The following is a 24,248-nucleotide window of genomic DNA, read 5'->3' as shown; positions in this document are numbered from 1 at the left end:
CCGGCAGGGATCCCATTGATCCGGATCGACAAGCGCCTAGGGAGTACAAGCCCCCTGAGGACTGCTATGATGGCCAATAGCCTATAGGCCAATCCGAAAATTTGCTAGGGATGCACCATGTCGGAAACAGTAAATATTGGCGAAATTGCTGAGGCGCTAGTCCAAGACATATTTTCTTATTTTAAATGGGAAATAAAACCCCGTTGGAATGAAAACTTCAGTTGTCACTGCCCTCACCATCTTACGCCTACAAAAAAACCTAAGGACAAGCATCCTGGCGATGTGATTTTTTTCTATGAAGATCCATATCTCGGATCGACAATCTACCTTCATTCCGACTTAAAAGCTTACAAAGAAGAATCAATCACCAAAACAAAGGTTCGCGACGCTTTTAAAGCATTGGCCATGTCTATTGAATGCGCGCAGGACTCTGAATCTTGGAGAAGCACGTTCAGCATAGATACATCTGAAGAGCATGAGGTTCGCGGACTACTGATCGTCCACAATCATGATCATGGCTACCACAAAGCGTTTGGCGACCTGATCGATAATATAGGCTTCGATTCCATCCCTATTCCGGCCAATGTTTGCCTTCACTTCTTCGGCCCTGAGGATTTGATGCGCTTATACAGCATCGCAAATGACATTATGCGATTAATGCACCAGCGCAAAATATCGCCTGACTATACATTCTATTATCCAGACTTAGTAATGCGACACCGGCAGGGTGATGTTTGGGGACAACCAGCAACTGTAGAAGCGCTTACCAGTCCCTACCTTATTCTGCAGCACAGTAACCTACAGGCAGGGAACAACTCACAGGCTGGTTACGTCGTATATTACAACAGACCCGGTGCATCGCCTGAAGAGTTTGAATATCTCCTCGATAGTCTGTCCAGATACCAAATGTTAGAATCGGGAAAAGAAGTCCAAATTCGTGTCACCCATAAATCCCCACATCACGATGTGACGGCGAACTTCAACCTTGCGAAAACAAAATACGCAAAAATGTGGGGATTCGATCCTATACGGGAGCAGGTTCTAAACGACATAAAAATCTCTTCTATCACATCGATGGTAGATGGTTACAATATCGCATGGATGGGGTGGAGAGAATGAAAAAGAGAAAATTTGGCCCCGCACTTTACTTCGCATCTGACAAAAACGTATTTGATGCGCTCGTACAGAAACATAAAGTTGACGCACAGACGTTGACCACTCTATTTAGAAATAGAAATACTATCGTCTCCAAGGCAACAGACCGCGAAGTATTGGCTGATTATTTTTCCCGACTTACTCATGACTACTACGATCACAAGCTCATTTCCGAAAAAATCGGAATAGCTCCACGTAGGGAGCGCTCAACAACAGTGGAGCTCGTGGGAGAACTGGATGTCAACGATGTTCGCTCAGCTATCGAGGAATTAAAACGTGAGATTATCGAATCAGGAGATAACGCTTACATCTCACGAGAGGGTGACAACTTTAGTTTAACCATCCAATACTCCAGATTCGATTACAAAAAATCTGAGTTCGCACAGCTCGTTGTCAAGGATGCAGTAATCGAGTTTACTAAAACGGAAAATGGATACAGTATTGTTTCGCCCCAGAATGATTTCACCAACGAAATTCGGGATGAAATAGTATCAAGCATAACAACGCAAGCACCTACCCAGATTGAAAAGTTTATTGTCACACTTTTTGACAAACCATCACCTCAAGTAAGAACGAAATTCTTTATTGACTTAATCGATGGCCTTGAGGGCTTTAGCAAGCGGGATGTTACGGACGTTTACGTGTACAAGCCTAAGCCATCCGATGAGGATAGAGACGACCTAACAAGCGACGAAGACGAAACGCACATAGAAAAAGTATTGCTCCGTGGAAACGGTGTGAACAGGTCAGGCATTCTTAATGACTTAGTATCATCGGACACTTACTTTATTGTAAAAATTTGCTGGCTTACTAAGCGAGTATTAGGGAACGGTGATATTTATAAGCTCGAGGCGTCTTTTGCAGACCCTAAAGACTGTCATAAATTTTCTGTTCTGTTGAAGTCAGTCCATCCAAATATTGATGGAAAGTTTCCTCGCTCCAGAACTCCTTTAAAACCTGAAATTGATGAACTATCGAAGGCGATTGAGACGTCCGCTAAAAAAGCCATGGTAGCTATAAAATAGTGAGGCAAACATGATCTCAAGATTCAAGTGGTATGCCGTTCGAGTTCCTTTTTCTGTGGATGAACTTCTACAGAAACTGGCGCAGAGCCGGTACGATCCCTCACTAAATAGTGGTTTCATAGTAAATATTCCAGAGCGCTCATTCCAATTTTTTTGGAGAACATCTATATATGCTACGTCTATAGACCTTGATGGTATCAGCAAGCAAAATGAAGTCGTGTCAACGTGTAGCCAAAGGGTGACACTACTTGGTACTGATCAGCTGATGTTCCGAATGGAAGACCCGCCCCGCTCCTCTAAAGAGCTTCTCAACAGTCTAGACAAAATACTTGGCTTCGGATTTAGCTGCGAGCAAATATTTGTCACTGATAAAATAATCAAAGACTCAATCAAAAGCTTCCAGACGATCACTCTGAACTCGTTAAAACTATCAGGATCCATTAGCTCCATTGCTGCAACCGCACGTGTTGAGATCGCCTCCAAAGTCGGAATTGATCCCGAGAGCGTCGAAGGTTTTGGTTTGTCGCATTCAGTCGTGGACGCAGGATCCTACTCGGTGCGCTACAAAGGTCTGACGGGCCAGGTAGGGTTCACGAGAACCGGAATTTGTAAGCTGAGCGGTGACCTTACCCCTCGAGTGCAGTCGTACATTGAGACAACTTTAATGGCCGGCCTCAAGAAATGAATGCATCTCAGCTGAACCACGGTAGTGAGATCCGACTGAGTCATCCTCAGGGAAATTTGTGGCTCCATTGTTGAATATACATTAGGCAAGACGATGCGAATATATATTGGATACCAAGACGGCACAGGCACAGTCACAGAGAGGGAGATATCAGACCTGCGCAAGGAAGCTGATAATACTATCGATGCTTTTTGCCACCTTCGAAACGACCGTAGAAGCTTCAATCTTGACCGAATAATATGCTCGGTGGCAATTGATACTGGCGATGATCTCAACCCCTATCAGCTAGTCCCGCTGATGCGAGAGCCAGACTCACTTGACTCGCTCACCTGGAGAGTCAGACCAGCTATAAGGGCTTTGAAGTTTTTTAGCCTAACCACCCGAGGCTTTTCCAAGAGGGAGCGTCAGCACCTGAACAAATTCGTCACAGAGTTGATTGCCCTTCCGCAAAGCGACGAGGAAATCAGTGACTGGGTCTACGATCTTTGGTGCGCTGATTTGTACCAGTACCGTGACGGGGACGACAAAGAATACAAAGGGATACTGGAATACATCCCGCCCTCGCTTCTGGAAGTGTGCCGCGCATACGCTATTAAAATAGTAGGAGGGGCCGCTAACAAACCAGAAAACTCAGGATGGGGTGAAAGAATTGATGAAGAATTCGGGCCACACCCGCTGTTCTGAACCCTCAATAACGGTGCCATGGCTGTTGACGCAAAGAAACATCCAGCCATGGTACAGTTATGAGCAATCTTAATCGCTGATCTACAGCGAGGTAACGCTAGCTAGCCAACCAATCAAAACATAGCTAGTTAATTTTCGCCTAAGTAGCCGCAGACCACTGCATATACTGCAGGTTCTTGGATATAAATAACGGCTAAACTTAGGAATATCATCCCAAAAATCGCGGACACCACTCCCCTTACGATACCGAAGTCATTGACGCCTCGCTGGAGTTTTACCGAGCAGACGGTAAATGCAAGGTAAAATACGCCGATCAAAAAGTTCGACGTCCTCGAAACAGAACTTGCGGATATCGCTGCAGTGACATTCGCTCCAAATTCCCCAAGCTCACAGCTATGCGCTAAAGCGGTCATTCTCGAACCCAGCGCTGGCATCTCAGCGATCTTCATGAAGACTAGGCAAATCGAGATATAAAAAAATGAGTTGATCGTAGAAAACAGCGATCCTTTTCCAAACATGAGACGTGCGCCAAACCAAAAGCAAGCGCCATAGAGGATTAGGAACATGCAATTCAGGACAACCATGACGGATACAAAGTCCTTACTGAGCTCTACCCCAATCCCTTTCAGCGATGGAAAGCTTAGTAGTGATAACGCAACGGCCATTACGAGCCCGATCCCGCTGGCTTGCGCACACCAGTAATTACGCAGCTTCATATCTTTGAAAAATTCGGTCGGAGTAATTATAGAACGCTGTAGATCTTTAGCTCCAGCCACGAACGTGGGAAAAACACTCTTGATCACAGAAAATATACCGTCAGACACGCACAGACCCTTAGCTAATTAGTGAACATATATCATCGGCGGCACTCACTAATTCCTTAGCGAAACTAAAATATTTTTTCACTGGTATTTTTTGAGCGTTACCTGTTCGTTCGCAGCATTCTTCTCAATGCGTAGAGATATGCCACGCGCTTTAATACGGTTATGATTTACATCAACTAGAACAGCGCGATCCTCCACCCTTCGATGGGGCGTTATACCACGAGACTGGGTGTGTGCTCTGCTTAACCGAATCGGCGCTCAAGAATTCAGGAAAGCCCTCATGGCCCAGCCGCTTTTCGACTTTGACCTCAAACGCGTCTCACATCAGCACTACATAACAGGGAAAGCCGCCATCAATTTTCCCTATTCTGGGAGCAGAACAGGGGGATGGCATTTCCTTTCCTATTTTGATCGGGAATCCGGCGTAGCCAAGGTGTCATTGGCAGGCATTCATTATCCTGACACCACCGACTATTTTGGCGACCTTGGCATCACAGACGTGACTGATCGGTTAGCTGTCCTTCGCTGGTCTGTGGAGGGCCAACGTCTGTTCATGGCCGATCACTACAGAGCCGCTGCGGACATGATCGTTAGATGGGCATTGAGTGAGTCCATCCACTGCAGCGTCGAGGTTGATGATTGGTTCTCCTCTAGAGCTGAAAGACAGCGACTGCTTGAGGTTCTAGATACAGGAAGTCAAAGCTTTCCGAGGTTGGTAGATTGCAAAAGGTGGAAGCTTGGCTCCGTACGCAAACCTGAAGCTCGGGTAGATAAGTATTACCCATCGCGTGCTCCACAGACCAAGCACCGCGGGCAAGTACAAACGGTGAGTGCAGCCTTCTGGCCCCCTGTCAGCCCAGGTCGTGCTCTGCCAAAACATCGGGCAAACCTATGCGACTACCCGCACCGTTTGAGCCAGCGGTGAGATGAACTAGGCTCTGTGCATCATCCCAAGGAAGACCGCCATGCCAGATAACTCGAACTACAAGATCGCCACGGCGGACGCCCTTACATTGCTGCTGCATAACCAGCACGCACTAGGTGCAGCAATAGAAGAAATAACCAAGTGGCTTTCAGAAAATGGCGTGGGAAGCGTCGCCGCTCATGCGATGTCGGCCATGGAAGCGCTGGACGCAAATGCTCAAGCCATCACCGATTCCATTTTGAGGGTTCGACAGTCTTAGGTGCTACTACCCCGAGCCCTGCGCACCTATCGCACACTGCCAATTCGACTGAACGATAAGGAAAAGAATGTTCCCACCAATGGCGAATCCCAACCTCGAAATTACCGCCACTGAATTCGAGTTCTTGGTCAGAGACTGGATCCTCAAACAGGGAGGTGAACTGACATCGCTGGAGGAGAGGCACGACGTCAAGGTGGAGGCCTTCGACTCAACCTACCAGATCGATGTGCAGGCGAAATTCCAGGCCTTTGCAGGCGCCGAATTCATCGTGCTGATTGAGTGCAAAAAGTACCGTAACCAATCCGGCCACATTCTCAGAGGAGAAATCTCGGCCAACGGTGTAGTGGGAAGTGGCGCACCCGCCGAGCACGAAGCACATTCCTATTGTTAAGATGAACTTGTTCATGGTCATCCTTGATGAAGTGATGGAACTAAAGACTAACGTTCGAAAATCCAAAATGCCATCATGCCGTTTTGATAGTCCTGAGCGTTGCGTACGTCTCAATCTGAGAGCGCCTAAAATGCGATGGGCCGCCCATTCTATGGACAACTCTTCCAGTGCCCTACCGACGCATCCTCAGTTTCGGAGATCTATAGCCCGGCGCTTTTGCTTTTATTGGTTTGTATTTGCAGACAGGAAAACCAGAGCAGGACTTGTAGTCCCCGAATTTACCGGTACGCGGCAAGATGACGCCATGCTTGCACACTGGGCAGCGCTCCTCCTTGATCGGCTCACCCTTGATGTCGGTCACTGCGACCACACCATCATTTACGAGCTCTGTGAGGAACTGTGAGTTTCTCGCGGTGACGGTGAACATCACTACTGAGCGGCGAGCACGAGTCAGTGCCACATAGAAGAGACGCCGCTCCTCTCCGTGCAGAAAGGTGTCACCTTCTGGCATCACCAGCCTAAACACTGGGTCGTCGCCTTTCAGGCTTGGGAAGCCGCGAACGACCATGTTCGGCAGGATCACGTAATCGGCTTGATCACCCTTTGAGGTGTGAATCGTTTTGAACCGGATGTCGAGCCGATCGCCATAGCGCTGCTTCCAGCTCTTGGGAACAAACTGCTCATCGTTTTTGTATCGACCTAGCACAAAGACAGACACCAGTCTGTCTTTGGCTGGAGCGGTATGACCGTTCGATAAGCCTAAGTAGAGGTCGTCAAGATATTGCCGAACACCGTCCGGCAGCTCATCCCTATTGGCTACTTGGAAAGCATTGAAAACGGGCCCGATAGGGTCGGTTACGGAAATGACTGTCTTTTTCAGTTGAGCTGGGTTCTTGGCTACAAATTGGCTAGAGGCGTCACATATTGCCTGTGGGCAACGATAAGTTTTTTCCAATCGGAAGATTTGCCCATGACCATACCAGTCAACGAAACCAGTCATCACTGACACGTCGGCGCCCGCAAAGCGGTTAATCGATTGCCAGTCATCCCCTACCGCAAACAAATGGCTATGGGGAGCCTGCACCAGCGCACGGCAGAGCCGAGCGCGCGCGCGTGAAGCATCCTGGTACTCATCCGCCATCACCAATCGATAAGGCGAAGGGAAACCATGCTCTAGGTGGTCAGCTGCCAGGTTGATCATGTCCTCAAAATCGATTCCTCGATCTTTTTTCAGCGCATCGTCCCATCCTTCGATCACTGGCAAGGCAAGCTCCAGGAACATCTTGTAGCGAAATTTGAATACGCTCAGCGGAAGTGCGTCATAACGCTGATGGAGTTGCTCCGATGTCAGGCTGTTGCTCTTGTAGTGCGAGATGAAAGATCGAAGCACTTTGAGCATATCAAGATGCTCCAGGGGGATGAGGCCTGAACTGGGTATCGGGCGGTCGGGGTTGGGATCTAGCACTACCCCTCGGGACATCAGCTCGCGTGTGAGATACGCAAAGATCTCACCGGTATTAACCTGATGCGAGGTGGACTCTATGAGCTTTGTTCCATAGGCCGCGTGAGTATTACGCTTCCATGCAGCATCATCTGCATAGTCTTTGAAATGCTCAGGCGCGTGTCCATCGCCATCGAATGCAAAGTGCTCGTGATAAAGGTCGAGGAGCGGGTAGTAGAAATCTGGAAAGTACTGTCGCCTTTCTGCGGTTGCCGTATCGTGCTCATATGGCCTTTCGTACAGGTACTCGACGCCGTTATAGAAAAGCCAGTTGGCAATCAATCGTTCTTGCTGGCTCGCCACATGCTCGCCGTTTAGTGTGATTAATCTTGCCTCACCATCCCGGTCAAACGCTTCCGCCACATCACGCAGGACTGCACCTGAGTGATCCCTACCAAATACGAGCCTGAACATATCCCACTTGGTACGAAACTCGACCGACCGATCTTTTAAGCTGTCGACGATTTCCCCTAGCTTTTCGAGACCGAGTTCTGTTTTGGTAGCCCACCTGGGAACGTTAGGCTTTTTGCCGGTGGCTCCACCAATGATTTCCAGCCCCAACGAATGGAACGTCATCGCGTTGATGGTGATGCCCGTCATCTCCAAACGCTCTAAGGATTGAGCAGCTCTTTCCTGGAGTTCCTCGGCTGCGTCCTTGTTGAAGGCGAGCATGATGATTTCAGAGGGAGCCACTATGCCACGGTGAACGGCATAAATCGCTTTTGCCACCATGGTGGACGTTTTACCCGATCCTGCCGACGCGATGAGTTGAACACGATTGTCAAAACAAACTGCGGCCTTAGCTTGTTCGTCATTAAGCTTTCGCGTCTCAACCCTGTTGAGCAAATCTTCACAGGCATCGAGTTCGCGCGTCATGTGGGCTTCGTTACGGGCTTTCCAATGATCGGGCCAATTCTGTGACCATTGGCGCAAGCGAGCCTCAATGCGCGGTTTGTTATCGCCCATAGCTGCCTGAATGACCGGGGAATCAAATAGGGCTTTGAGTTCAGCGGTGTTGATTCCCAACGCGTTTTTTTTCGTCAGGAGGTCATGCTGCATGTCGCGGGTGAACCAGCGGTTCTGTACATCTGCCGAAGTTCCTACCCGATCAACATCCTTGAGCCAGCTGATGATTTTTGCGTAATTCGACCGGAACTGGTGCCTGCTTAGTGCGGCATGTAGATGCTGATTGAGCTCCGTGCGAGTGGAATGTGAAAGCCCTACTAGGTGCAGCTCTCGACCACCCCATAGCTTCAGGTTCGTCCATAACAGGCCACGCTGGTATTTCAGTGTTGTGAAGGCTTCCGGCGGGATCGTAAAGGCTTGATCGTCTTGCGAGACGACGAGCTGTTCATTTTCAATCTTCAGTATCCATGACCCAGCTTTTCTAAACAGCCGAGCCCAAAAGGAAGGTTTCCATTCCATTGTAGTGCCCAAAAAATCAGCGATCGCGAGAGAAACTTTGGCGCTCGTCTGCCGACATCACGTGAATGTCCGTGTACTGCTTGCCGTCATCGTATTGGCCAAGTGTGTAGGTCATCCACACAGGCTGCGCCAACATGCCCATGTTGGACTCCACGGACGCCTTGGCGAAGCATTTTTTTCGCCCTGACTCCTTGTTGGACGAAAGGCTCTCGACTTCGTGGATGCCAGTAACTTTGGCCCAGACACCGCGCCCTTGTCGGTTGATTACGTCAACGTAGCTGTTGCGGGAATTTTGGGCCTTGAGAGTCAACGCATCTTTGACCTGTGGGTCGGAACAGGTTCGGCCGTCCGCCAGAGCAATGCCCGAGCACATCATGGACAGGTATGCGCAAGCAGCGATTCGAGTAAGGGTTTTTTTGAACATTGGAGCAATCCTAGATTCCGTATTTTATGTATTGCAGGTTGCTTTCAGGTGCAGTGATGATAAGGCAAAGAGCCATCATCGATGTCGATGAATTCAGAAATTTTGCATTCCCTACCGAATAAGGAGATCAGTTGCCTCTTTTCACTGGTCACGCTTCCCAGGATCGCGATGCATTGGCGATCACTATTCCCTGATGGCGTTACCGGTATGCTTCTGCCAGAGCCACATTGCATGACTTAAGCCTCAGCTTCACCGAGTAAGGGGCATCCCCCGCCGCCCCGCTAATTTCCATTTAATCCCGCATCACGAGTCAACAGTCGTCTCTTCCACTCGTCCTCGAGCTGAAGCATCTGTTTTTCACCGGTGTGTTTGTCTGCGATTTCTAGAATCGAGAAATAAAAACCGTTGGTGAAGATGCTTCCCTTTTCTTTCTCAAGCGCCTTGAGCCGCACATTTCCGCCATGCCCACCTCGAGCATAGGTTTCCCACCTCGACCAGATACCTCCATCACCCGTCGCACTCCCGACATAAAGCATCCGGTGCTCTCGATCCGATATGAGGTATACGCCAGCGACGCTTCTTAAAGCAGATTTCCACGAGTCGATCTGCTCCTTCACAACAACCTTTAGGGTTCCGTGACTGATATCAACTGCTTTGAACCCTGGAAAGTCACCCACTGTAAGTCGCTTGGCCCGTAGAGAATGAACGCGCATCTCAGGTAGTACTTTGTCCGCGTAGACATAGGACTGACGCCCCGTCCTTGAATATTCGAGGATGAGTCGCCCTTCCAGCTCTTCAAAGCCACTGATGTGACGATAGGAATATTCCCACTTAGTCTTCTTGCCTGCAGGTCTTGCCTTTGGCACTAGCTGGTCGTAGACGCCCGCGAACAACCATCGCTTCGTACCTGGTAGCTGGATGAGGCTGATTAGGTACTGGCGGCTGAAGTTCTTCGCGTTTTGATAGGACTGCCACGTGTCAAATGTGCCCGCGATGAACTGGTCGATCGGCTCTTCGACCTGATTAAAACCAGCTAAGTGCAGCTTGGATTTTTTTAGATCAAGATCAGGCATGCAATGGTGCAGGAGAGTCAAAAACAATTCAGAGTCCATTCATAAAGGTGGGAGGATTTTTGTTGGAAAGGTCAGAACGTCGTGGAGGTCGGAATCATATCTGATCTCGCTTGCGATGTTATCGATGAGTCGTTCAATCAACTGCTCACGCAAGCTAATGCGATGCATGCCAAATCGTGCTCGCCTTCAGCCTAGGTCAATCATCAGAGTAACTGCGGCACTAATCGAGCATGACGGGCTCTCTGTATCTGCTGAGATTTGAGAATTCTGGGCCGGTGAAGTGCGGATATTGCGAGACGAACCAATCGGCACTGACCTAGAGCAGCTTCCAGTTTGCAGTCCCCCGCTATTTCGCCAGATCACGCGAGCGTGCCTCATACACTCTTATGGGCATACGAGGAGTACTCGTTGTACTCCTCGTACTCTTTGCCAATTAAGACGTGGAATAGCTGGGCTCATGCAACATAGCTAGCCAGTATCCTAGGGTGAAGGGAGATCTGATGCGTATATGCACCGTCCTTTTTAGCTCCAAGGTCGCGCCCTTTCCGTTTTGGTTGAACGCAAGGATTTGCGCACGGACGTGGGTATCTTTGACTGGGGCATCGGCCTCATCAAGAAATTGACGAACGATGGAATCCGCCAAGCTCGCTTCAGTAGGAAAGGTTGGCTTCTTCTGCCTTATGTGCGCCTTGAACTCGATAACTTTACCCAACATGGCTGGCTAATCTCATTTTCCGGGCTTTCTTGCGGTTTGGATCTGATCCGCATTGGCTATCAACGCCTTGGTTACAGCTTGGCTGATGATTTCGTCAACGCCTCCCAGCGTTTTGATACGCCCTTCCCTAGCGGCTCCTCCCGAGCTTGTTTTGCCAGTACGAGGGTTTCGGTATGGTTTCGTGAATGGATCAGACATGGGGTACTACCTCCATTGAGACAGTCCTATCCGTTGATCATATGCTTCTGCGGTTAGCAGACTGAATTTACCGCCGAATGGCAGGGCGAATAGTTCCTTTGTAGGCGTGCCGCCTCCGGCGGATGGCTGTCGTAAACCGCGCCCCGCAATGCGGGTCTCGGCCCTGGCGGGCTTTCATCCTTCACGCCTGAGCGCTCCCCTTGCTAGAGCGCTCTGTGCCCCGAAGCTCATTCGATACCCAACCAATGGGGACGCCACTTACCCGTAGCGCTGATGGTGCGACGTGCAGCGCTCTCCGGAAAGCAGTGATGCAGTAATTGAGCATACGCTGTAGACGCTGACGCTGAATTGACCCACGTGCCGACGTAAAACTGCCCCACCCCAAGTAGGTGGAAATCCAGCATAGGCAATGGTTCGCGAGAAATAAGACTGGGGCAGTGACATCTCGGCCACTGGGTCAATTCGGCGTCAGCACCAACAGCAGGACTGCTCCGTTGCTGAAAACGCGGGCCAATCCTGAAATTCCATTTATTCCAAATATGCCTGGAAGTTTACTTTACAAAACGTTTTCCCACGTCTAGCCTCACCTCATCAAAGGAGAGGCGTACAAATGAAAACCAACCAGCATCTAGAGTTTGTCCATCCTACCGATCCCATTTCGTTGCGAGCTTTGCTAAAGGAGGTCGATGAGATATTCGACGTCCAGGTCACCGCACTGTCCACGCTCTACAACATTAATAAGTCCGCAGCCAAGCTCACACTCGGAAGCGCGGATCGTCCCAAATATCTTGCACAGGTTTGCTACGAGTATGCAGTGGAGGGAAAGTGGTCTTCCCAGGGACACGACAATGACGCGGACTGGTTGGACTTGAGCGCGTTTGTAGCGACTGGCCGAATCTACGTGGAGCACTACGGGGCTGCGCCACCTAAGGCGTTAGAGAAGGTGTTGGTGATGGGAGGGATTCGCGCGAGCTTGGACTCCGAACGATCCGACATCGAAGGGATTCCAGCCGTGCTGGAGGGACTTTATTCCGAATGTCTCACACTGCTCGAGATCGCGATCATGGCGCAGATGTCTGAAAAGTCCGTTCGAAACGCGACCTTGCCAACGGCTCAAGATCGTCTGCTGACCACCAAGCAAGGTACTCGAACTGTAGTCGAGCTATCTGAAGCATTACGTTGGTTGTCTGGTCGTCGAAGCTTCAATCCAACACAGGTGATCTGATCATGGGACTCGCAAAGCAAGCTGAAGAGTATTGCGTAGCAAAGCTTAGCCTCAATGCCAAACCGTCTAAGTACATTGCTGGATTCACTACCCGCTTAGGACGGCAGCTTGCTATTGAGCGGGATCGAGGAGCCATCTACTGCTGGACAGAGCAAACATCACTCAGCACAGCACCCTGCTCCCCCGCCGCACTCTATCCTGCGTCCAAAACGCGTACCTCTGCACTCAATGGAAAGCATGCTTCGCGGTTGAGGGTTGGGCAAGCCGCTCAGTATTGGCACTTTGAACACTTTGAAGAATTTAAGCGTTTCATCGAGTGGTATGCGTGATGTAGTCCCGCCTGGTAGGGGGCGGTAATACCCTCCCTCTCGTATGCTGGTTCAAGCCAGCTCGGACGGCTCCCGGCAAATTGGGGAGTCGTTTTTTTCTGATCGCGAATGCTATTTTGGGAGGAGACGTGGCCCATCAGGACGTCATGCTTAGGGCTTTCCAAGACTGTCGCACCAATGTGTAAAGTCATCATTTCATCTGACTCACTCACTATGTGACCTACAACCCCCTATCCGTTAGACATGAATCAATCCCTTCGATGGCCACCTGAAGTTTCTGCCTGAGCAATGGGAGTTCTGAAGCCGTCAACGCTAGCGGCCTCCCTGCCATACCGAGAAATGCAGCCAGGGCCAGATCAGAGTGCTTGATCAGTGCCACCAAATGTTCACCGCGCGGGCCGTTATGTCCAGCCATCCAATTTTTAACAGTTCGCTCATTCGCGTTCGTCCAACGCATCAGAGTTTTGGTTGCTTGATGCGTTTCACCTAGCTCCATGTGGAGAGCCCTGGCTATTCCGGCCGCATACTCCTTTTGGGCCAGAAAAGAATTGCCCGTTTTCGTGAACATTTTTTCCTCCCCGATCTTCTACCTTCTTTAGAGCCATACAGAAAAAGTGCGGTAACTAAAACGGCTCTGACGATGCCTTGGTGGCCGCGAGAAAGTTGAGGATGCTGTCGATGCAAAACCTCATTGGTGTGGGTAATACACTCAATGAACCGAGCACGGCCTTGGCAGCGGCGTACGTCCGGATGTCCACTGAGCATCAGCAATACTCGACCGAGAACCAGCTCGATACCATCCGCCTGTACGCTGTTACCCACGATCTTGAGATCAACAAGGTTTATACCGACGCGGGCAAAAGCGGCCTACGCCTGGAGGGACGTGATGCGCTGAAGCAACTGTTCTTCGACGTGGAAAGCGGTCGTGCCGATTACTCCACAGTCCTGGTCTATGACGTTAGTCGCTGGGGCCGCTTTCAGGATCCCGACGTGAGCGCGAGCTACGAGGTTCGTTGCCGGCAGGCCGGTGTGTCCGTTCAATACTGTGCAGAGCAATTCACCAACGACGGATCGCCTGTCTCCAACATCGTTAAGAGTGTGAAGCGGATGATGGCAGGCGAGTACAGCCGCGAACTGTCAGTGAAAGTCTTTGCCGGACAGTCTCGACTTATCGAGTTGGGATACCGCCAAGGTGGCCCAGCAGGGTTTGGGCTCCGGCGGCAGCTGGTAGACAGCCACGGCTCACCCAAAAATGAGCTGCAGATAGGCGAACACAAAAGTATTCAGACTGACCGAGTGATCCTGGTGCCGGGCCCACCGGGCGAGGTCGAAATGGTGCAGCACATCTATCGTCTGTTCGTGGAGGAAGGTAGAAGTGAACGGGAGATTGCCGATTGGCTGAATGCCCGGGGTGTACTCAACGACCGTGCAAGATCGTGGACTCGCGGCACTGTGCATCAGGTGCTGATCAACGAAAAATACGTTGGCAATAACGTCTGGAACCACAGCTCCTTCAAGCTAAAACAGACGCGTATAGAAAACCCACCTGAAGAGTGGATTCGAGCCAATGGTGTCTTCCGCCCTATCGTGAATTCGATCCTATTTAAGGCGGCTCAATCGATCATCGAGACGCGCTCCTATCGGATGCCCGATGATGAAATGCTGAAGGTGCTCAAGGCCATTTACCAACGCAGCGGATACCTATCGGGCCTAGTGATTGACGAGGCTGAAGGTTGTCCCTCTAGTAGTGCTTACCAGCATCGATTTGGAAGCCTGCTTCGCTGCTACACCCTGATTGGGTATACGCCGGCACGCGACTACCAGTACATCGAAGCCAACAAGCGACTACGGCAGATGCACCCGCTGCTCCTTCAGCAAACCACGTCAAAAATTGCAGAAGTTGGCGGAAAAGTCATAGTCGACCCTCACACTGATTTGATGCTGGTCAACGAGGAAGTAACAGTCTCTCTCGTACTCAGCCGATGTCAGCTGTCTCCAGCGGGCACCAAACGATGGAACATCCGCTTTGATTTCGGCTTGAGCCCCGACATCACTGTAGCTGTGCGGATGAAGGAGCAAGAAGAAGCAGCCTTGGATTACTACGTCCTGCCAGCTATCGACATTGAGACCCCACGGATTCGCCTTGCCGAACGCAATCAGGCCAGCCTCGAAATCTATCGGTTCGACACTCTGGACATCCTTTCTGAGCTATCGCGCCGCAGTGATTACAGGAGAGTGGCATGACGGCGATTCAAGCCCACCGTAGAGCTCTGATGCACATTGCAGAAGAGACTACAATCCAACTCATTCCACTTGACGATATTCGGGTGCTCAATCCAAGAGCGCGCAATAAGCAAGTGTTCGCCAGGCTGGTAGAGAACATATCGGCATTAGGTCTTAAACGTCCCATTACCGTCGCTCCCACGACTAGCGGTACTGAGCCATATGAAATTGTTTGTGGCCAAGGTCGCTTCGAAGCACTACAGGCGCTGGGGGAGAAAAAGATCCCCTGTATCGTAGTCAGCGCTAGCGAGGCGGATCGATACCTGATCGGGCTGGTTGAAAATTTAGCACGCCGAAAACACTCGAACCGTGAGCTTTTGACATCAATTCAAATCCTTTCTGATCGTGGATATACCTGTCAGCAGATAGCCGACAAAACATGCTTGGATTCAGGATATGTACACGGAATTCTTGTGCTATTGCGTCAGGGTGAAGAGCGCCTAATCGCGGCGGTCGAGAAAGGCTGGTTATCTATAAAGTTGGCGATGGAAATCGCTCGCTCAAAGGATGCTGATCTCCAGAAGGCCATGATGGAAGCCTACGAAAGCGGAGTACTGAAAGGCGAGCAATTGATGAGGGTGCGTCGCCTAGTCGATAAAAGGAAAACTTTCGGTAAGCGCTATGGACAGCAGGCGCCACGCACTGACAAGCCAACACCTCAAAAGCTTCTGCACGCTTATCAGATTGAGGCTCGGCGCCAAAAAGTGATGATCAAAAAGTCGGACATCAACGAACGACGGCTGCTAATTATCGTCACGGCAATGCGAAAATTGCTGGCCGATGACTACTTCAAGACGTTGCTTCGAAACGAAGAAATTCCAGACATGCCCAAGCCACTGGCTGACCGGATTTCTGGGGAGACGCAGTGATGACAGAGATCAAGCAGGCATTCGAGCAGCGTGTTATCGCGATTCCCCTGCAGCGAATCCTTCCATCCCGAAAAGTCGAACAACTGATACCTGGAAGTAAAAAGTACTCCAGCATTTTGAGTTCAATAAGAGAGCTCGGAATTGTCGAGCCGTTGGTGGTTCATCCTAAGCCGGTAATCGCGGATGGGGTATCTTCGTTCATGCTTTTGGATGGGCATTTTCGCTTAGAGGCACTCAAAGCATTGGGGGCGACCGATGCGCTATGCCTAATTTCTACCGATGATGAGGGCTTTACCTACAATCGGCAGATCAACAGACTTACCCCAATCCAAGAGCATAAAATGATCATTTCCGCGTTGAAGAAAGGTATAGAAGCCTCTCGCATAGCTGCAGTGCTCGGGATAAACGTCGATAGAATTTACGAGAGAGAAAATCTACTGAAAGGTATTGCCCCGGAGGTTGCAGAGATGCTCAAGGTGCGGATGGTCTCGCAGGACGTCTTTCGATCCCTTCGACAGATGAAGCCAATTCGGCAGATCGAAACCGTTGAAATGATGATCTCAGCCAACTGTTTCACGAGAAATTACGCACGAATGGTCTTGGCTGCGTCACGGCCAGAGATGCTGGTGGAGATTAAGAAAAAGCCAAGTGATGTCAGTGCGGTCGACATTGCCCGTATGGAACGAGAGATGGAGAACCTCCAGCACGACTACAAGCAGGTTGAAGACACGTTAGGTGAAACGATGCTGGTCTTGGTCGTAGCCAAAGGTTATCTCGTACGTCTCCTTCGCAACGATGTCATTGCAGGCTATCTCACACGCTACTATGCAGAACTGCTCGAGGAGCTAGTTACCATCATGGAAGCTGTAACCTCTGATGCGAGGCAACTTGAACGTGAATAGCTATCACCTGCTAGGCTGACCTCTTCCACGGAGGAATCAAGATGTCGAACGCAGACCTACTCCCTTCTCTGCTCTTCAAGATAAATCAGAATCAGCTAGTCCTCGAAGCCGCGATCATGGAGCTGGCACTCTGGGTCGAGCAACGCGGATCAGCGGACGTCGCTGGCAACGTGCGCGGTGCTTTGCACACAATCAGCAAGAACGAGGACTTCATCAACATGACGTTAGCGGTGCTCATGACGCCTGAGTGAGCAGCTCTCCAGCTTGTAGACTAGCCGGGCCAATCGGCCCGAAGGATCGACCTCCCCGTTGACGCCACTTCATACCGCAGCTTAGCTACTGGCAAGTGATGACTCGAGAGCGAAATGAATTGAACACAACCTCTCCTCTCACCGCCCTCGAGGTCTGCCAGGTACTGACGGATGTCGCGCTCAGCAAACGCATCATGATCCGTAGCTCCATCCAGTCTTGGAGCGAGATCTATCATGGCCTCATGCCCGTGAGCACTGATGGCTGGGTACTCACGCTATTCAATGACTGTGACACCCTTGACTACTGCGAGTACTGCAGGTCGCCTGATGGCCGAGTCGGTACGCTTGAACTCTGGCAGCGGGACGGTAAGCGGATGGCGAACACACCTACCGAACTCCAGCATTTAGGGCGATGGTGTCCGCGTATTTTTAAGCGGACGCGATCGCCCTTATCGCCAGGATTTTCATGCGCCAACGAAGCTCTTACCCGAAATCGTTCAAAGCCCAGGTCGTCCAGGAGTGCCTGCAACCCGGAGCGACGATTTCCAGCGTAGCCATCCATCACGGCATTAACGCCAACGTGATCCGCAAGTGGCTGCCGATTTACCGAGATCAATCCCCCGCAACCCTGCCAGCGTTCGTTCCCATAAAACCGGCACCAAGGCGCGCAACAGAAGAAATGGTGATCATCTCGCTACCTCTAGGTGATAAATCCATCACCGTAAAATGGCCAGCCTCAGATCCGGATGGCTGCGCGTGTTTCATTCGTGGCCTGGCCCAATGATTCGCGTCGATGCCATCTGGCTCGCCACCGAGCCCATGGACATGCGTGCCGGCACTGAGACCGCATTGGCCAGAGTGGTCGCGGTGTTCGGTGCGGCGAAGCCGCACTGCGCGTACCTCTTTGCCAATCGCCGGGCCAACCGCATGAAAGTCCTGGTGCACGACGGCGTTGGTATCTGGCTGGCGGCGCGGCGCTTGAATCAAGGTAAGTTTCATTGGCCAGGCATCCATCGTGGAACGGAGGTCGAGCTCGACCCCGAACAACTTCAGGCGCTGGTACTTGGATTGCCCTGGCAACGAGTCGGTGCTGGCGGCGCAATTACATTACTTTAAACGCTGCCTTTTAGCTGTAGCACTCGGGCTGCTTTGGTAAAATCCACGGCATGACTTCTTTGCCCGATCTCGACCAAATGACTCCCGAACAACTGCGCACGCTGGCTGCGCAGTTGATGTCCAAGATCGACACCCAGGACAGAAAGATTCATCGTGATGAGACGATCATCGAGCAACTTACCCACGAGATCGCCATCCTCAAACGGCACAAGTTCGTCAAGCGCAGCGAACAGATCAGCCCGGCGCAAGGCAGCTTGCTCGATGACCTTCTCAACACCGATCTTGAAGCCATCGAGGCGGAGCTGAACGCACTTCGGCCAGAACCTGCGGCAACGGAACCACGCCAGCAACCCAAGCGTGCGCCGTTGCCGCCGCAGTTCCCGCGCACTGTGATCCATCCCGAGCCGGACAACACTCAGTGCGCTTGCGGCTGCCAGCTTCAGCGCATCGGTGAAGACGTCAGCGAGAAGCTGGACTACACGCCGGGCATGTTCACCGTCGAACAGCATGTTCGTGGGAAATGGGCCTGCCGGCAGTGCGAAACACTGATCCAGGCCCCGGTGCCGGCCCAAGTGATCGACAAGGGCATCCCGACCGCAGGCCTGTTGGCCCATGTGATGGTGGCGAAGTTCGCCGACCATTTACCGCTGTACCGGCAGGAAAAGATCTTCGGCCGTGCCGGCCTGGCCATCCCGCGCTCGACACTGGCGCAGTGGGTGGGTCAAACCGGCGTACAGCTTCAGCCGCTGGTCGATGCGCTGCGCGAAGCGGTGCTGGCCCAGCGCGTAGTCCACGCTGATGAAACGCCGGTACAAATGCTGGCGCCCGGCGAGAAGAAAACTCACCGCTCCTACGTCTGGGCCTACAGCAGCACGCCATTCTCGACACTCAAGGCCGTGGTCTACGACTTCAGCCTCAGCCGTGCCGGCGAACATGCGCGTAATTTCCTGAGTGCGTGGAACGGCAAGTTGGTCTGTGACGACTTCGCCGGCTACAAGGCCAGCTTCGAGCTGGGCATCACCGAAATCGGCTGCATGGCGCATGCGCGCCGCAAGTTCTTCGACCTGCATGTCGCCAATAAAAGCCAGTTGGCGGAGCAAGCGCTTCACTCGATTGGCGGGTTGTACGAAATCGAGCGCCACGCCAAGGAAATGAGCGACGAAGATCGCTGGCGACTACGCCAGGAAGCAGCGGTGCCCATTGCTGAAAAACTGCATGAATGGATGCTGGCCCAACGCGAACTTGTGCCCGAGGGCTCGGCTACGGCCAAGGCCCTGGATTACAGCCTTAAACGCTGGGTAGCGCTGACGCGCTACCTGGAGGATGGGGCTGTACCCATCGATAACAACCAGATCGAGAACTTGATCCGGCCGTGGGCGCTTGGGCGGTCGAACTGGTTGTTTGCTGGGTCGCTGCGCAGCGGCAAGCGGGCGGCGGCGATCATGAGCCTGATCCAGTCGGCGCGCATTAATGGGCATGATCCGTATGCTTACCTCAAAGATGTGCTGAGGCGGTTGCCAACGCAGAAGGCTAGTGAGATTGAGCAGCTTTTACCGCATCAGTGGATGCCCGCTTGATCTGGCCGAGACGTGCTCCAAGTACGATTACCAATAAGTCCCCCCCAAAAAAACAAGGACGATGAATGAAACAATTCGAGATCCATCAGATCACGCACTTGCCACCGAAGATTCTGGCATTGGAAAAAGAGGCGGTTGAGGAAGGTTTCAGGTTTATCACCCGGTTGATTGACGAGTGGCACTCGGGGACGAACCGTTTCGATGCACCCGGCGAGTGTCTTATGGTGGCGCGCTTGAACCAGCAACTGATAGGCGTCGGGGGCTTGTCCATTGATCCATATGCGGAGGCCAATACGGCAAGGCTACGCCGGGTATATGTCGCAGCTTCGTCAAGAGGACAGCATGTTGGCCAAGCTTTAGTAAAAGCGCTGCTGACACATGCGGCTCTTCGCTTTCGGAGCGTGCACCTTTCTACTGATACTCCCGAGGGCGATTCGTTTTATCTGCACTGTGGTTTCATACGAACAGATATTCCTCATGCTACCCATGTCATGCAGCTAGGCAACAGCTGATGTAGGCAGCCATCATATTGCTGACAAGGTGTATCTGCCAGACGCTTACGCGGGACGGCGCTGATCCTGTCGAGCTATTGAGCGCCTGGGAGCGAGAACAGCTTGAGCGACTGCTCGCTGGGCTATGAGCCTTCATGCAAAACGGCAGGTGAGGGTTTGGCCACTTCAAGTCATCTTTAAAGCTGCATACAAGACTGGAGCTATGACATCATTTTCATCACAGACGATTGCCTCCAAGCCTTGGTAGGCTTACCAGAATTTTTAACCTGCAATCCGGGTAACTGCCAATCTGCGATGCAACCACAAAAATAAACGGCCCTGCCCTCTCCAACTGCTCAATGCACCAATCGAATAGCGAGTGCCTGGCTTCCGAATAGGAGTAACAAATTGCTTAACCGTCCCGACAAAGACGCGCTCCGTGCAATGCTGGAATCCCAAGTTCAAGAAAAGCTGCAGCACGACCCTGACGCGGTAACGACCTATGCAGCCCAGCCTTTACCAGACAGAAAACCGTACACCAGCAAACCCACGGTTCAGGACAAGGCATTTCACAGAGAGCTCGAGCAGATGCGTGCTGACGCCGAAGCTGGAGTGATACATACGCCTAAGCGCGAACTGGAGGACGGAGGCGCTCCTAGCCTTAAGCTTGATGATTATCCTGATCTGTATACGTGCCACTGAGAATCTACAGGCGGGAACGGCTTGCCGGCTCATAGCAAAGGAGACCACACGTGAAAAAGCCACCTATGAAAATCATCATCGAAGAATGGGATGGTGACGGTGCGATTCGAATTCCGGACGAAGCGCTGCAGGAGCTCGAACTGGATGTCGGCGACGCTGTGTACCTGATAGAAGAATTTGTCGGCAACACGCGCTGCCTTGTCCTATCAACGACGCCTCGGATTGCGGATCGAATAGACGAGATCACTGAAACCTGGGATAGCGCACGGCTTGGTAACGCCCCTGAGAAATGAGACAGCTGCAATGCGTCGTGGTGGGCCAAATGTGGAGTGACCCGCCAAAGACATGTGAAGACTTGGCGTCGAGCCGGGCTTAAGCCCGAAGGAGCGATAGCCGTAGTAGCTTTGCTCCACAGCCTAACTAGGCGCCTATCGAATCTCACACAGGAACCACCCTCTGCATTCGACCGATGAGATCGAGCACAGCGTTCGTCTCCACCCTCGTCCTCAGAATCTTAGTGGACGCTTTGAACCGAGCCCTCGAGCCGGCGAGCTCATATTCTGTTGCAGCGACGACGTTGTCCTCGAACAGGGACAATGCTTGCTCAAAGACAGCAAAGCGTATCGGAAGCGGAGTGAAGAACCGTAGTCATCAGTGATCAACGCGGCTGGCTTCGCCTTTTGCTGGCCACTCACCATCCGTAGCTTGACGTGTGGCTTCCGCCTCAAGCTGTTCCTGCGCAAGTCGCCAGTAGAACTCCTCAGCCCCTTCCCGACGACCATCTTTTTCCCACAACTCATAAGCTCTTTCTCGGACTTTCGAATCGTCAATCATGGTCATTCCTCTCTGAGTCGCTACTTGATCCTGGTTCTTAAACTAGCTGATCCCAAAGGTACGGCTCATAGGTCATCCTCAGCTTTGGCTAGCAGAGCGTCATCCGCGAGGGGTTCAAGCAGCGCCTCGGCAATCTCGCCAAGCTTGCCCAACGGGTGATCACAATTGCCCAGCAGTTCCGCTGTAGCAGTCTTGTCGGCATGTCCTCGCTCGGTGGTGATGATCAGCCAGCCCAGCGCCGAGGTATGCACCTCGTTATCGGCAAGACGGTTGTTCACGTACTCATCCACTGCCAGGGCGAACTCTTCAGCAGTCACACTTTGCTTAGGATGCATGCGACGTTGGAACGACACGCTGTTGCCGCGCAGAAGCTCTTCCGCTGCGTTGTAGAGCCATTCCGCTCGAGCGGCGTCCTCCGGGCTTTCGCTCACTAGAGGGGGATGATGACGAACATGTTTTAACGGGGAAAAATGTGTTGTGTTCATGATCGTCTCCAGAGCGAGCACGAAGGTTTGTCGCTCGTGGCTGACTGCTGAGGAATTAAATACCTTATATCCATATTGACCGCAGACGTTGCGGCAGAGTCCATCGGCGATGCGCCCTTACGTCAGTCCAATCAGGCTGCCAAAACGATGCATACACACTCTCCAAACCCCCTTTTACTGGTCGTCCTCTCCTTCGAACTTCACGGATTCCATGGTGATCTACCAAAGCACACACCTGATGGTCTTTTGTGATGAACGACATTCGCAAAACACAAGCGCTGGCATCGTGGGAAAAACTGTTTAACCAGCCTGAGATTCGGATGGACGCAGAGGAGCAGTACGAGGCGCTGCTGCATCTCGCGGATGAATTTGAAGATCAGGGTTTTATCAGTCCACAAGAACGAGGAAGGCTCATCGAGAAGGCAACGACCCTCTACGCGCGATATATCGAGGGTATAGGCGAAGGCACCTAGCGCTCGCCTAACTGAACTCCCCTGCCCCGACAAGGCTCGAAATAATTCGAACGTCAAATGCGGCTAGGACTGATGAAGCACCGGACTGAGCGGTGCAAACGGGATTTGCTACTCTGTATTGGATCTTTGGAGCATAAGAAAGCAGCTTGGGTGAAGGATGGTGGGTCGTCACTTGACGCCTGATCAGATGACCAGATGCCTACCAAGCTGCTGTTACGAAGCTAGGCCACATGCCTCTCTGTCTGCTTGAGACTAATCGCGAGCCGCCTTGCACACCCCACACCCCAGGCTAAAGCACGAGTCATTGACTCCCCCGGTCTGGAATCAAATGCCTCTTCATGCAAAGCCATGCCGCTCGCCGCATACACTCCGATGAACATCTGGGTGCATCCCGAGGGCGATAGCCTCACTTGGACATCAATGAACGTGCCATCGTCTAACGTCTCATCGTGTGTCCGATGGTGAAGTGCTGGATCAGCCCATTGCCAAAACACATCCCCACGAATTCGCATTCCGCACCCTCCTACGACTTTAGTCTTAGTTATCGGAAAACCTCACCTTAGCGCAGCGAGCGAGTGACGCAACGGGGTGCGTGACGATCGAATGAAAAATCGGATAATTGGCCATGATTTCTGTACGCGGTCAGAAATTCTGTACAGGTCATCGCTCTTCTTTTCTAAGGTCGAGGGCATGTGGGTTTACGCGAGAAATTTCGGCATTAGGATCGATGGCAGCGTCAGTTCCTCCATCAAAAAAATCTGAAGCTTAGCCGGGCGCTGCTGGCCCGAAGCATCGACTATAGGAAAAATGGCTCATCACGGCACTTGCTGTTATACCGTCATTCCTGCGATGAGAAGCACGGTGCACGGTCATAAATTGTCTCAGCTTAAACCCGCCCCGTTCTTGAAATCGTCTTGTTTTGCCGGTACTTCTAAGTCACCAATGTCATGCACGGAAAGCGACCATGCACGCAAGATTCAGAGTGATTGAAACCACCACACTGGACGATGGCAGCAAGCGATACAGGGTCGTTGATCTTGTAGAGGGAGGGTCAGCCAGCAAGCATGGCGTGTTCAAAGTCAGGACGGAGGCAGAGGCTGTTTGTTCGCTCCTAAATGCCGAGCATCCGCGTCAGGGTGGTGTAGGTCGTACGTCGCTGAGCATCTGATCTACGCTGATCTCTTCCACGGAGGAATCACAATGTCGACGCAGACCTGCTCCCTTCCTTACTCTACAAGATCAATCAGAACCAGCTAGCCCTCGAAGCCGCGATCATGGAACTAACGCTTTGGGTTGAGCAGCGTGGCTCAGCGGAGGTTGCCGGCAACGTACGCGTTGCTTTGGACACAATCAGCAAGAATGAAGAATTCATCAACATCACGTTAGCGGTGCTCATGACTCCTGAGTGAGTAGGTTTCGAGTTTGTT

29 protein-coding genes and 1 pseudogene are annotated in these 24,248 nt (G+C 51.8%); 22 read left to right on the top strand and 8 right to left on the bottom strand.

Going from position 1 to position 24,248, the window contains the following annotated elements; genetic code table 11:
- Positions 1-117: 117 nt before the first annotated feature.
- The 4 genes from ACIPL2_RS02310 (at position 118) to ACIPL2_RS02295 (ending at position 3,549) form a co-directional block, all read left to right on the top strand.
- Positions 118-1,119, top strand: coding sequence for a hypothetical protein (locus ACIPL2_RS02310; RefSeq protein ID WP_401352631.1), 1,002 nt, complete (start codon positions 118-120; stop codon positions 1,117-1,119).
- A complete protein-coding gene (locus ACIPL2_RS02305; RefSeq protein ID WP_401352629.1) occupies positions 1,116-2,180 on the top strand; it encodes a hypothetical protein in 1,065 nt (354 codons plus the stop codon). The genes ACIPL2_RS02310 and ACIPL2_RS02305 overlap by 4 nt, the downstream gene beginning before the upstream one ends.
- 10 nt (positions 2,181-2,190) lie before the next feature.
- On the top strand, positions 2,191-2,865 hold the full coding sequence (locus ACIPL2_RS02300; protein WP_401352627.1) for a hypothetical protein: 675 nt from the start codon (positions 2,191-2,193) through the stop codon (positions 2,863-2,865).
- Positions 2,866-2,958: 93 nt separating this feature from the next.
- A complete protein-coding gene (locus ACIPL2_RS02295; RefSeq protein WP_401352625.1) occupies positions 2,959-3,549 on the top strand; it encodes a hypothetical protein in 591 nt (196 codons plus the stop codon).
- Between the two features lie 128 nt (positions 3,550-3,677).
- Here the strand turns inward: ACIPL2_RS02295 and ACIPL2_RS02290 are convergent, their stop codons facing one another.
- The gene (locus ACIPL2_RS02290; RefSeq protein ID WP_401352623.1) at positions 3,678-4,373 is read right to left on the bottom strand and encodes a hypothetical protein; all 696 of its coding nucleotides are present in this window, start codon (positions 4,371-4,373) and stop codon (positions 3,678-3,680) included.
- A 280-nt stretch (positions 4,374-4,653) separates the two neighbouring features.
- Between ACIPL2_RS02290 and ACIPL2_RS02285 the strand changes: the two are divergent.
- The 3 genes and pseudogenes from ACIPL2_RS02285 (at position 4,654) to ACIPL2_RS02275 (ending at position 5,948) form a co-directional block, all read left to right on the top strand.
- Positions 4,654-5,132 (top strand): annotated as a pseudogene (locus ACIPL2_RS02285) (hypothetical protein).
- Between the two features lie 206 nt (positions 5,133-5,338).
- Positions 5,339-5,557 (top strand): hypothetical protein, encoded by a 219-nt coding sequence (locus tag ACIPL2_RS02280; protein WP_401352621.1) that lies wholly within the window; start codon positions 5,339-5,341, stop codon positions 5,555-5,557.
- Between the two features lie 67 nt (positions 5,558-5,624).
- The gene (locus tag ACIPL2_RS02275) at positions 5,625-5,948 is read left to right on the top strand and encodes a hypothetical protein (RefSeq protein WP_401352619.1); all 324 of its coding nucleotides are present in this window, start codon (positions 5,625-5,627) and stop codon (positions 5,946-5,948) included.
- Between the two features lie 172 nt (positions 5,949-6,120).
- Here the strand turns inward: ACIPL2_RS02275 and ACIPL2_RS02270 are convergent, their stop codons facing one another.
- The 3 genes from ACIPL2_RS02270 to ACIPL2_RS02260 form a co-directional block, all read right to left on the bottom strand.
- On the bottom strand, positions 6,121-8,874 hold the full coding sequence (locus ACIPL2_RS02270) for a UvrD-helicase domain-containing protein (protein WP_401352618.1): 2,754 nt from the start codon (positions 8,872-8,874) through the stop codon (positions 6,121-6,123).
- A gap of 16 nt (positions 8,875-8,890) precedes the next feature.
- A complete protein-coding gene (locus ACIPL2_RS02265) occupies positions 8,891-9,298 on the bottom strand; it encodes a hypothetical protein (protein WP_401352617.1) in 408 nt (135 codons plus the stop codon).
- Positions 9,299-9,579: 281 nt separating this feature from the next.
- A complete protein-coding gene (locus ACIPL2_RS02260; RefSeq protein WP_401352615.1) occupies positions 9,580-10,371 on the bottom strand; it encodes a GIY-YIG nuclease family protein in 792 nt (263 codons plus the stop codon).
- Between the two features lie 580 nt (positions 10,372-10,951).
- Here ACIPL2_RS02260 and ACIPL2_RS02255 point away from each other — a divergent pair.
- The 3 genes from ACIPL2_RS02255 (at position 10,952) to ACIPL2_RS02245 (ending at position 12,838) form a co-directional block, all read left to right on the top strand.
- Positions 10,952-11,341, top strand: coding sequence for a hypothetical protein (locus ACIPL2_RS02255; protein ID WP_401352613.1), 390 nt, complete (start codon positions 10,952-10,954; stop codon positions 11,339-11,341).
- Between the two features lie 553 nt (positions 11,342-11,894).
- Entirely contained in the window at positions 11,895-12,509 is a 615-nt protein-coding gene (locus tag ACIPL2_RS02250) for a hypothetical protein (protein WP_401352612.1), read from the top strand.
- Positions 12,510-12,511: 2 nt separating this feature from the next.
- Positions 12,512-12,838: a hypothetical protein gene (locus ACIPL2_RS02245; RefSeq protein ID WP_401352610.1), complete on the top strand. Its 327-nt coding sequence runs from the start codon at positions 12,512-12,514 to the stop codon at positions 12,836-12,838.
- A gap of 220 nt (positions 12,839-13,058) precedes the next feature.
- Here ACIPL2_RS02245 and ACIPL2_RS02240 read toward each other — a convergent pair whose 3' ends face one another.
- Positions 13,059-13,406 carry a hypothetical protein gene (locus ACIPL2_RS02240; protein ID WP_401352608.1) on the bottom strand — a complete coding sequence of 116 codons (348 nt, stop codon included), beginning with the start codon at positions 13,404-13,406 and terminating at the stop codon, positions 13,059-13,061.
- Between the two features lie 110 nt (positions 13,407-13,516).
- Here ACIPL2_RS02240 and ACIPL2_RS02235 point away from each other — a divergent pair, with 110 nt between their 5' ends.
- The 10 genes from ACIPL2_RS02235 (at position 13,517) to ACIPL2_RS02190 (ending at position 21,322) form a co-directional block, all read left to right on the top strand.
- On the top strand, positions 13,517-15,082 hold the full coding sequence (locus tag ACIPL2_RS02235) for a recombinase family protein (RefSeq protein WP_401352606.1): 1,566 nt from the start codon (positions 13,517-13,519) through the stop codon (positions 15,080-15,082).
- Positions 15,079-15,990 carry a ParB/RepB/Spo0J family partition protein gene (locus ACIPL2_RS02230; protein WP_401352604.1) on the top strand — a complete coding sequence of 304 codons (912 nt, stop codon included), beginning with the start codon at positions 15,079-15,081 and terminating at the stop codon, positions 15,988-15,990. The genes ACIPL2_RS02235 and ACIPL2_RS02230 overlap by 4 nt, the downstream gene beginning before the upstream one ends.
- Entirely contained in the window at positions 15,990-16,892 is a 903-nt protein-coding gene (locus ACIPL2_RS02225) for a plasmid partitioning protein RepB C-terminal domain-containing protein (protein ID WP_401352603.1), read from the top strand. The genes ACIPL2_RS02230 and ACIPL2_RS02225 overlap by 1 nt, the downstream gene beginning before the upstream one ends.
- A 41-nt stretch (positions 16,893-16,933) precedes the next feature.
- Positions 16,934-17,143: a hypothetical protein gene (locus ACIPL2_RS02220; RefSeq protein WP_401352601.1), complete on the top strand. Its 210-nt coding sequence runs from the start codon at positions 16,934-16,936 to the stop codon at positions 17,141-17,143.
- 466 nt (positions 17,144-17,609) lie between these two features.
- A complete protein-coding gene (gene tnpA, locus ACIPL2_RS02215; RefSeq protein WP_005747240.1) occupies positions 17,610-17,927 on the top strand; it encodes an IS66-like element accessory protein TnpA in 318 nt (105 codons plus the stop codon).
- Entirely contained in the window at positions 17,924-18,259 is a 336-nt protein-coding gene (tnpB, locus tag ACIPL2_RS02210) for an IS66 family insertion sequence element accessory protein TnpB (RefSeq protein ID WP_177009613.1), read from the top strand. The genes tnpA and tnpB overlap by 4 nt, the downstream gene beginning before the upstream one ends.
- A gap of 50 nt (positions 18,260-18,309) precedes the next feature.
- Positions 18,310-19,836: an IS66 family transposase gene (gene tnpC / locus ACIPL2_RS02205; protein ID WP_401352598.1), complete on the top strand. Its 1,527-nt coding sequence runs from the start codon at positions 18,310-18,312 to the stop codon at positions 19,834-19,836.
- Between the two features lie 65 nt (positions 19,837-19,901).
- Positions 19,902-20,348, top strand: coding sequence for a GNAT family N-acetyltransferase (locus ACIPL2_RS02200; protein ID WP_401352596.1), 447 nt, complete (start codon positions 19,902-19,904; stop codon positions 20,346-20,348).
- Between the two features lie 387 nt (positions 20,349-20,735).
- The gene (locus ACIPL2_RS02195) at positions 20,736-21,029 is read left to right on the top strand and encodes a hypothetical protein (RefSeq protein ID WP_401352594.1); all 294 of its coding nucleotides are present in this window, start codon (positions 20,736-20,738) and stop codon (positions 21,027-21,029) included.
- A 50-nt stretch (positions 21,030-21,079) separates the two neighbouring features.
- Complete coding sequence (locus ACIPL2_RS02190) at positions 21,080-21,322, top strand: AbrB/MazE/SpoVT family DNA-binding domain-containing protein (protein WP_401352593.1); 243 nt, start codon at positions 21,080-21,082, stop codon at positions 21,320-21,322.
- Positions 21,323-21,680: 358 nt separating this feature from the next.
- Here ACIPL2_RS02190 and ACIPL2_RS02185 read toward each other — a convergent pair whose 3' ends face one another.
- Together ACIPL2_RS02185 and ACIPL2_RS02180 are read right to left on the bottom strand one after the other, a co-directional pair.
- Positions 21,681-21,863 (bottom strand): DUF2934 domain-containing protein, encoded by a 183-nt coding sequence (locus ACIPL2_RS02185; RefSeq protein ID WP_401352591.1) that lies wholly within the window; start codon positions 21,861-21,863, stop codon positions 21,681-21,683.
- Between the two features lie 65 nt (positions 21,864-21,928).
- Complete coding sequence (locus tag ACIPL2_RS02180; protein WP_401352589.1) at positions 21,929-22,348, bottom strand: hypothetical protein; 420 nt, start codon at positions 22,346-22,348, stop codon at positions 21,929-21,931.
- Between the two features lie 251 nt (positions 22,349-22,599).
- Between ACIPL2_RS02180 and ACIPL2_RS02175 the strand changes: the two genes are divergently transcribed.
- Positions 22,600-22,821, top strand: a complete 222-nt coding sequence (locus ACIPL2_RS02175; RefSeq protein WP_401352587.1) for a hypothetical protein — start codon at positions 22,600-22,602, stop codon at positions 22,819-22,821.
- A 221-nt stretch (positions 22,822-23,042) separates the two neighbouring features.
- Here the strand turns inward: ACIPL2_RS02175 and ACIPL2_RS02170 are convergent, their stop codons facing one another.
- Positions 23,043-23,333: a hypothetical protein gene (locus ACIPL2_RS02170; RefSeq protein WP_401352586.1), complete on the bottom strand. Its 291-nt coding sequence runs from the start codon at positions 23,331-23,333 to the stop codon at positions 23,043-23,045.
- Between the two features lie 702 nt (positions 23,334-24,035).
- Here ACIPL2_RS02170 and ACIPL2_RS02165 point away from each other — a divergent pair.
- Entirely contained in the window at positions 24,036-24,230 is a 195-nt protein-coding gene (locus ACIPL2_RS02165; RefSeq protein WP_401353344.1) for a hypothetical protein, read from the top strand.
- Positions 24,231-24,248: the final 18 nt, after the last annotated feature.

Source organism: Pseudomonas sp. NPDC086251, from assembly GCF_044746405.1.
Classification (GTDB): domain Bacteria; phylum Pseudomonadota; class Gammaproteobacteria; order Pseudomonadales; family Pseudomonadaceae; genus Aquipseudomonas.
Note: the sequence above shows the minus strand (reverse complement) of the source record. Positions and strands in the feature narration are given on the sequence as shown.

What these genes read in the sequence shown, in the direction of transcription:
- ACIPL2_RS02310 (WP_401352631.1), top strand. Translation starts at nt 118, where the DNA reads ATGTCGGAAACAGTAAATATTGGCGAAATTGCTGAGGCGCTAGTCCAA.
- ACIPL2_RS02305 (WP_401352629.1), top strand. Translation starts at nt 1,116, where the DNA reads ATGAAAAAGAGAAAATTTGGCCCCGCACTTTACTTCGCATCTGACAAA.
- ACIPL2_RS02300 (WP_401352627.1), top strand. Translation starts at nt 2,191, where the DNA reads ATGATCTCAAGATTCAAGTGGTATGCCGTTCGAGTTCCTTTTTCTGTG.
- ACIPL2_RS02295 (WP_401352625.1), top strand. Translation starts at nt 2,959, where the DNA reads ATGCGAATATATATTGGATACCAAGACGGCACAGGCACAGTCACAGAG.
- ACIPL2_RS02280 (WP_401352621.1), top strand. Translation starts at nt 5,339, where the DNA reads ATGCCAGATAACTCGAACTACAAGATCGCCACGGCGGACGCCCTTACA.
- ACIPL2_RS02275 (WP_401352619.1), top strand. Translation starts at nt 5,625, where the DNA reads ATGTTCCCACCAATGGCGAATCCCAACCTCGAAATTACCGCCACTGAA.
- ACIPL2_RS02270 (WP_401352618.1), bottom strand. Translation starts at nt 8,874, where the DNA reads ATGGAATGGAAACCTTCCTTTTGGGCTCGGCTGTTTAGAAAAGCTGGG.
- ACIPL2_RS02265 (WP_401352617.1), bottom strand. Translation starts at nt 9,298, where the DNA reads ATGTTCAAAAAAACCCTTACTCGAATCGCTGCTTGCGCATACCTGTCC.
- ACIPL2_RS02260 (WP_401352615.1), bottom strand. Translation starts at nt 10,371, where the DNA reads ATGCCTGATCTTGATCTAAAAAAATCCAAGCTGCACTTAGCTGGTTTT.
- ACIPL2_RS02250 (WP_401352612.1), top strand. Translation starts at nt 11,895, where the DNA reads ATGAAAACCAACCAGCATCTAGAGTTTGTCCATCCTACCGATCCCATT.
- ACIPL2_RS02245 (WP_401352610.1), top strand. Translation starts at nt 12,512, where the DNA reads ATGGGACTCGCAAAGCAAGCTGAAGAGTATTGCGTAGCAAAGCTTAGC.
- ACIPL2_RS02240 (WP_401352608.1), bottom strand. Translation starts at nt 13,406, where the DNA reads ATGTTCACGAAAACGGGCAATTCTTTTCTGGCCCAAAAGGAGTATGCG.
- ACIPL2_RS02235 (WP_401352606.1), top strand. Translation starts at nt 13,517, where the DNA reads ATGCAAAACCTCATTGGTGTGGGTAATACACTCAATGAACCGAGCACG.
- ACIPL2_RS02230 (WP_401352604.1), top strand. Translation starts at nt 15,079, where the DNA reads ATGACGGCGATTCAAGCCCACCGTAGAGCTCTGATGCACATTGCAGAA.
- ACIPL2_RS02225 (WP_401352603.1), top strand. Translation starts at nt 15,990, where the DNA reads ATGACAGAGATCAAGCAGGCATTCGAGCAGCGTGTTATCGCGATTCCC.
- ACIPL2_RS02220 (WP_401352601.1), top strand. Translation starts at nt 16,934, where the DNA reads ATGTCGAACGCAGACCTACTCCCTTCTCTGCTCTTCAAGATAAATCAG.
- tnpA (WP_005747240.1), top strand. Translation starts at nt 17,610, where the DNA reads ATGCGCCAACGAAGCTCTTACCCGAAATCGTTCAAAGCCCAGGTCGTC.
- tnpB (WP_177009613.1), top strand. Translation starts at nt 17,924, where the DNA reads ATGATTCGCGTCGATGCCATCTGGCTCGCCACCGAGCCCATGGACATG.
- tnpC (WP_401352598.1), top strand. Translation starts at nt 18,310, where the DNA reads ATGACTTCTTTGCCCGATCTCGACCAAATGACTCCCGAACAACTGCGC.
- ACIPL2_RS02200 (WP_401352596.1), top strand. Translation starts at nt 19,902, where the DNA reads ATGAAACAATTCGAGATCCATCAGATCACGCACTTGCCACCGAAGATT.
- ACIPL2_RS02185 (WP_401352591.1), bottom strand. Translation starts at nt 21,863, where the DNA reads ATGATTGACGATTCGAAAGTCCGAGAAAGAGCTTATGAGTTGTGGGAA.
- ACIPL2_RS02180 (WP_401352589.1), bottom strand. Translation starts at nt 22,348, where the DNA reads ATGAACACAACACATTTTTCCCCGTTAAAACATGTTCGTCATCATCCC.
- ACIPL2_RS02175 (WP_401352587.1), top strand. Translation starts at nt 22,600, where the DNA reads ATGAACGACATTCGCAAAACACAAGCGCTGGCATCGTGGGAAAAACTG.
- ACIPL2_RS02170 (WP_401352586.1), bottom strand. Translation starts at nt 23,333, where the DNA reads ATGCGAATTCGTGGGGATGTGTTTTGGCAATGGGCTGATCCAGCACTT.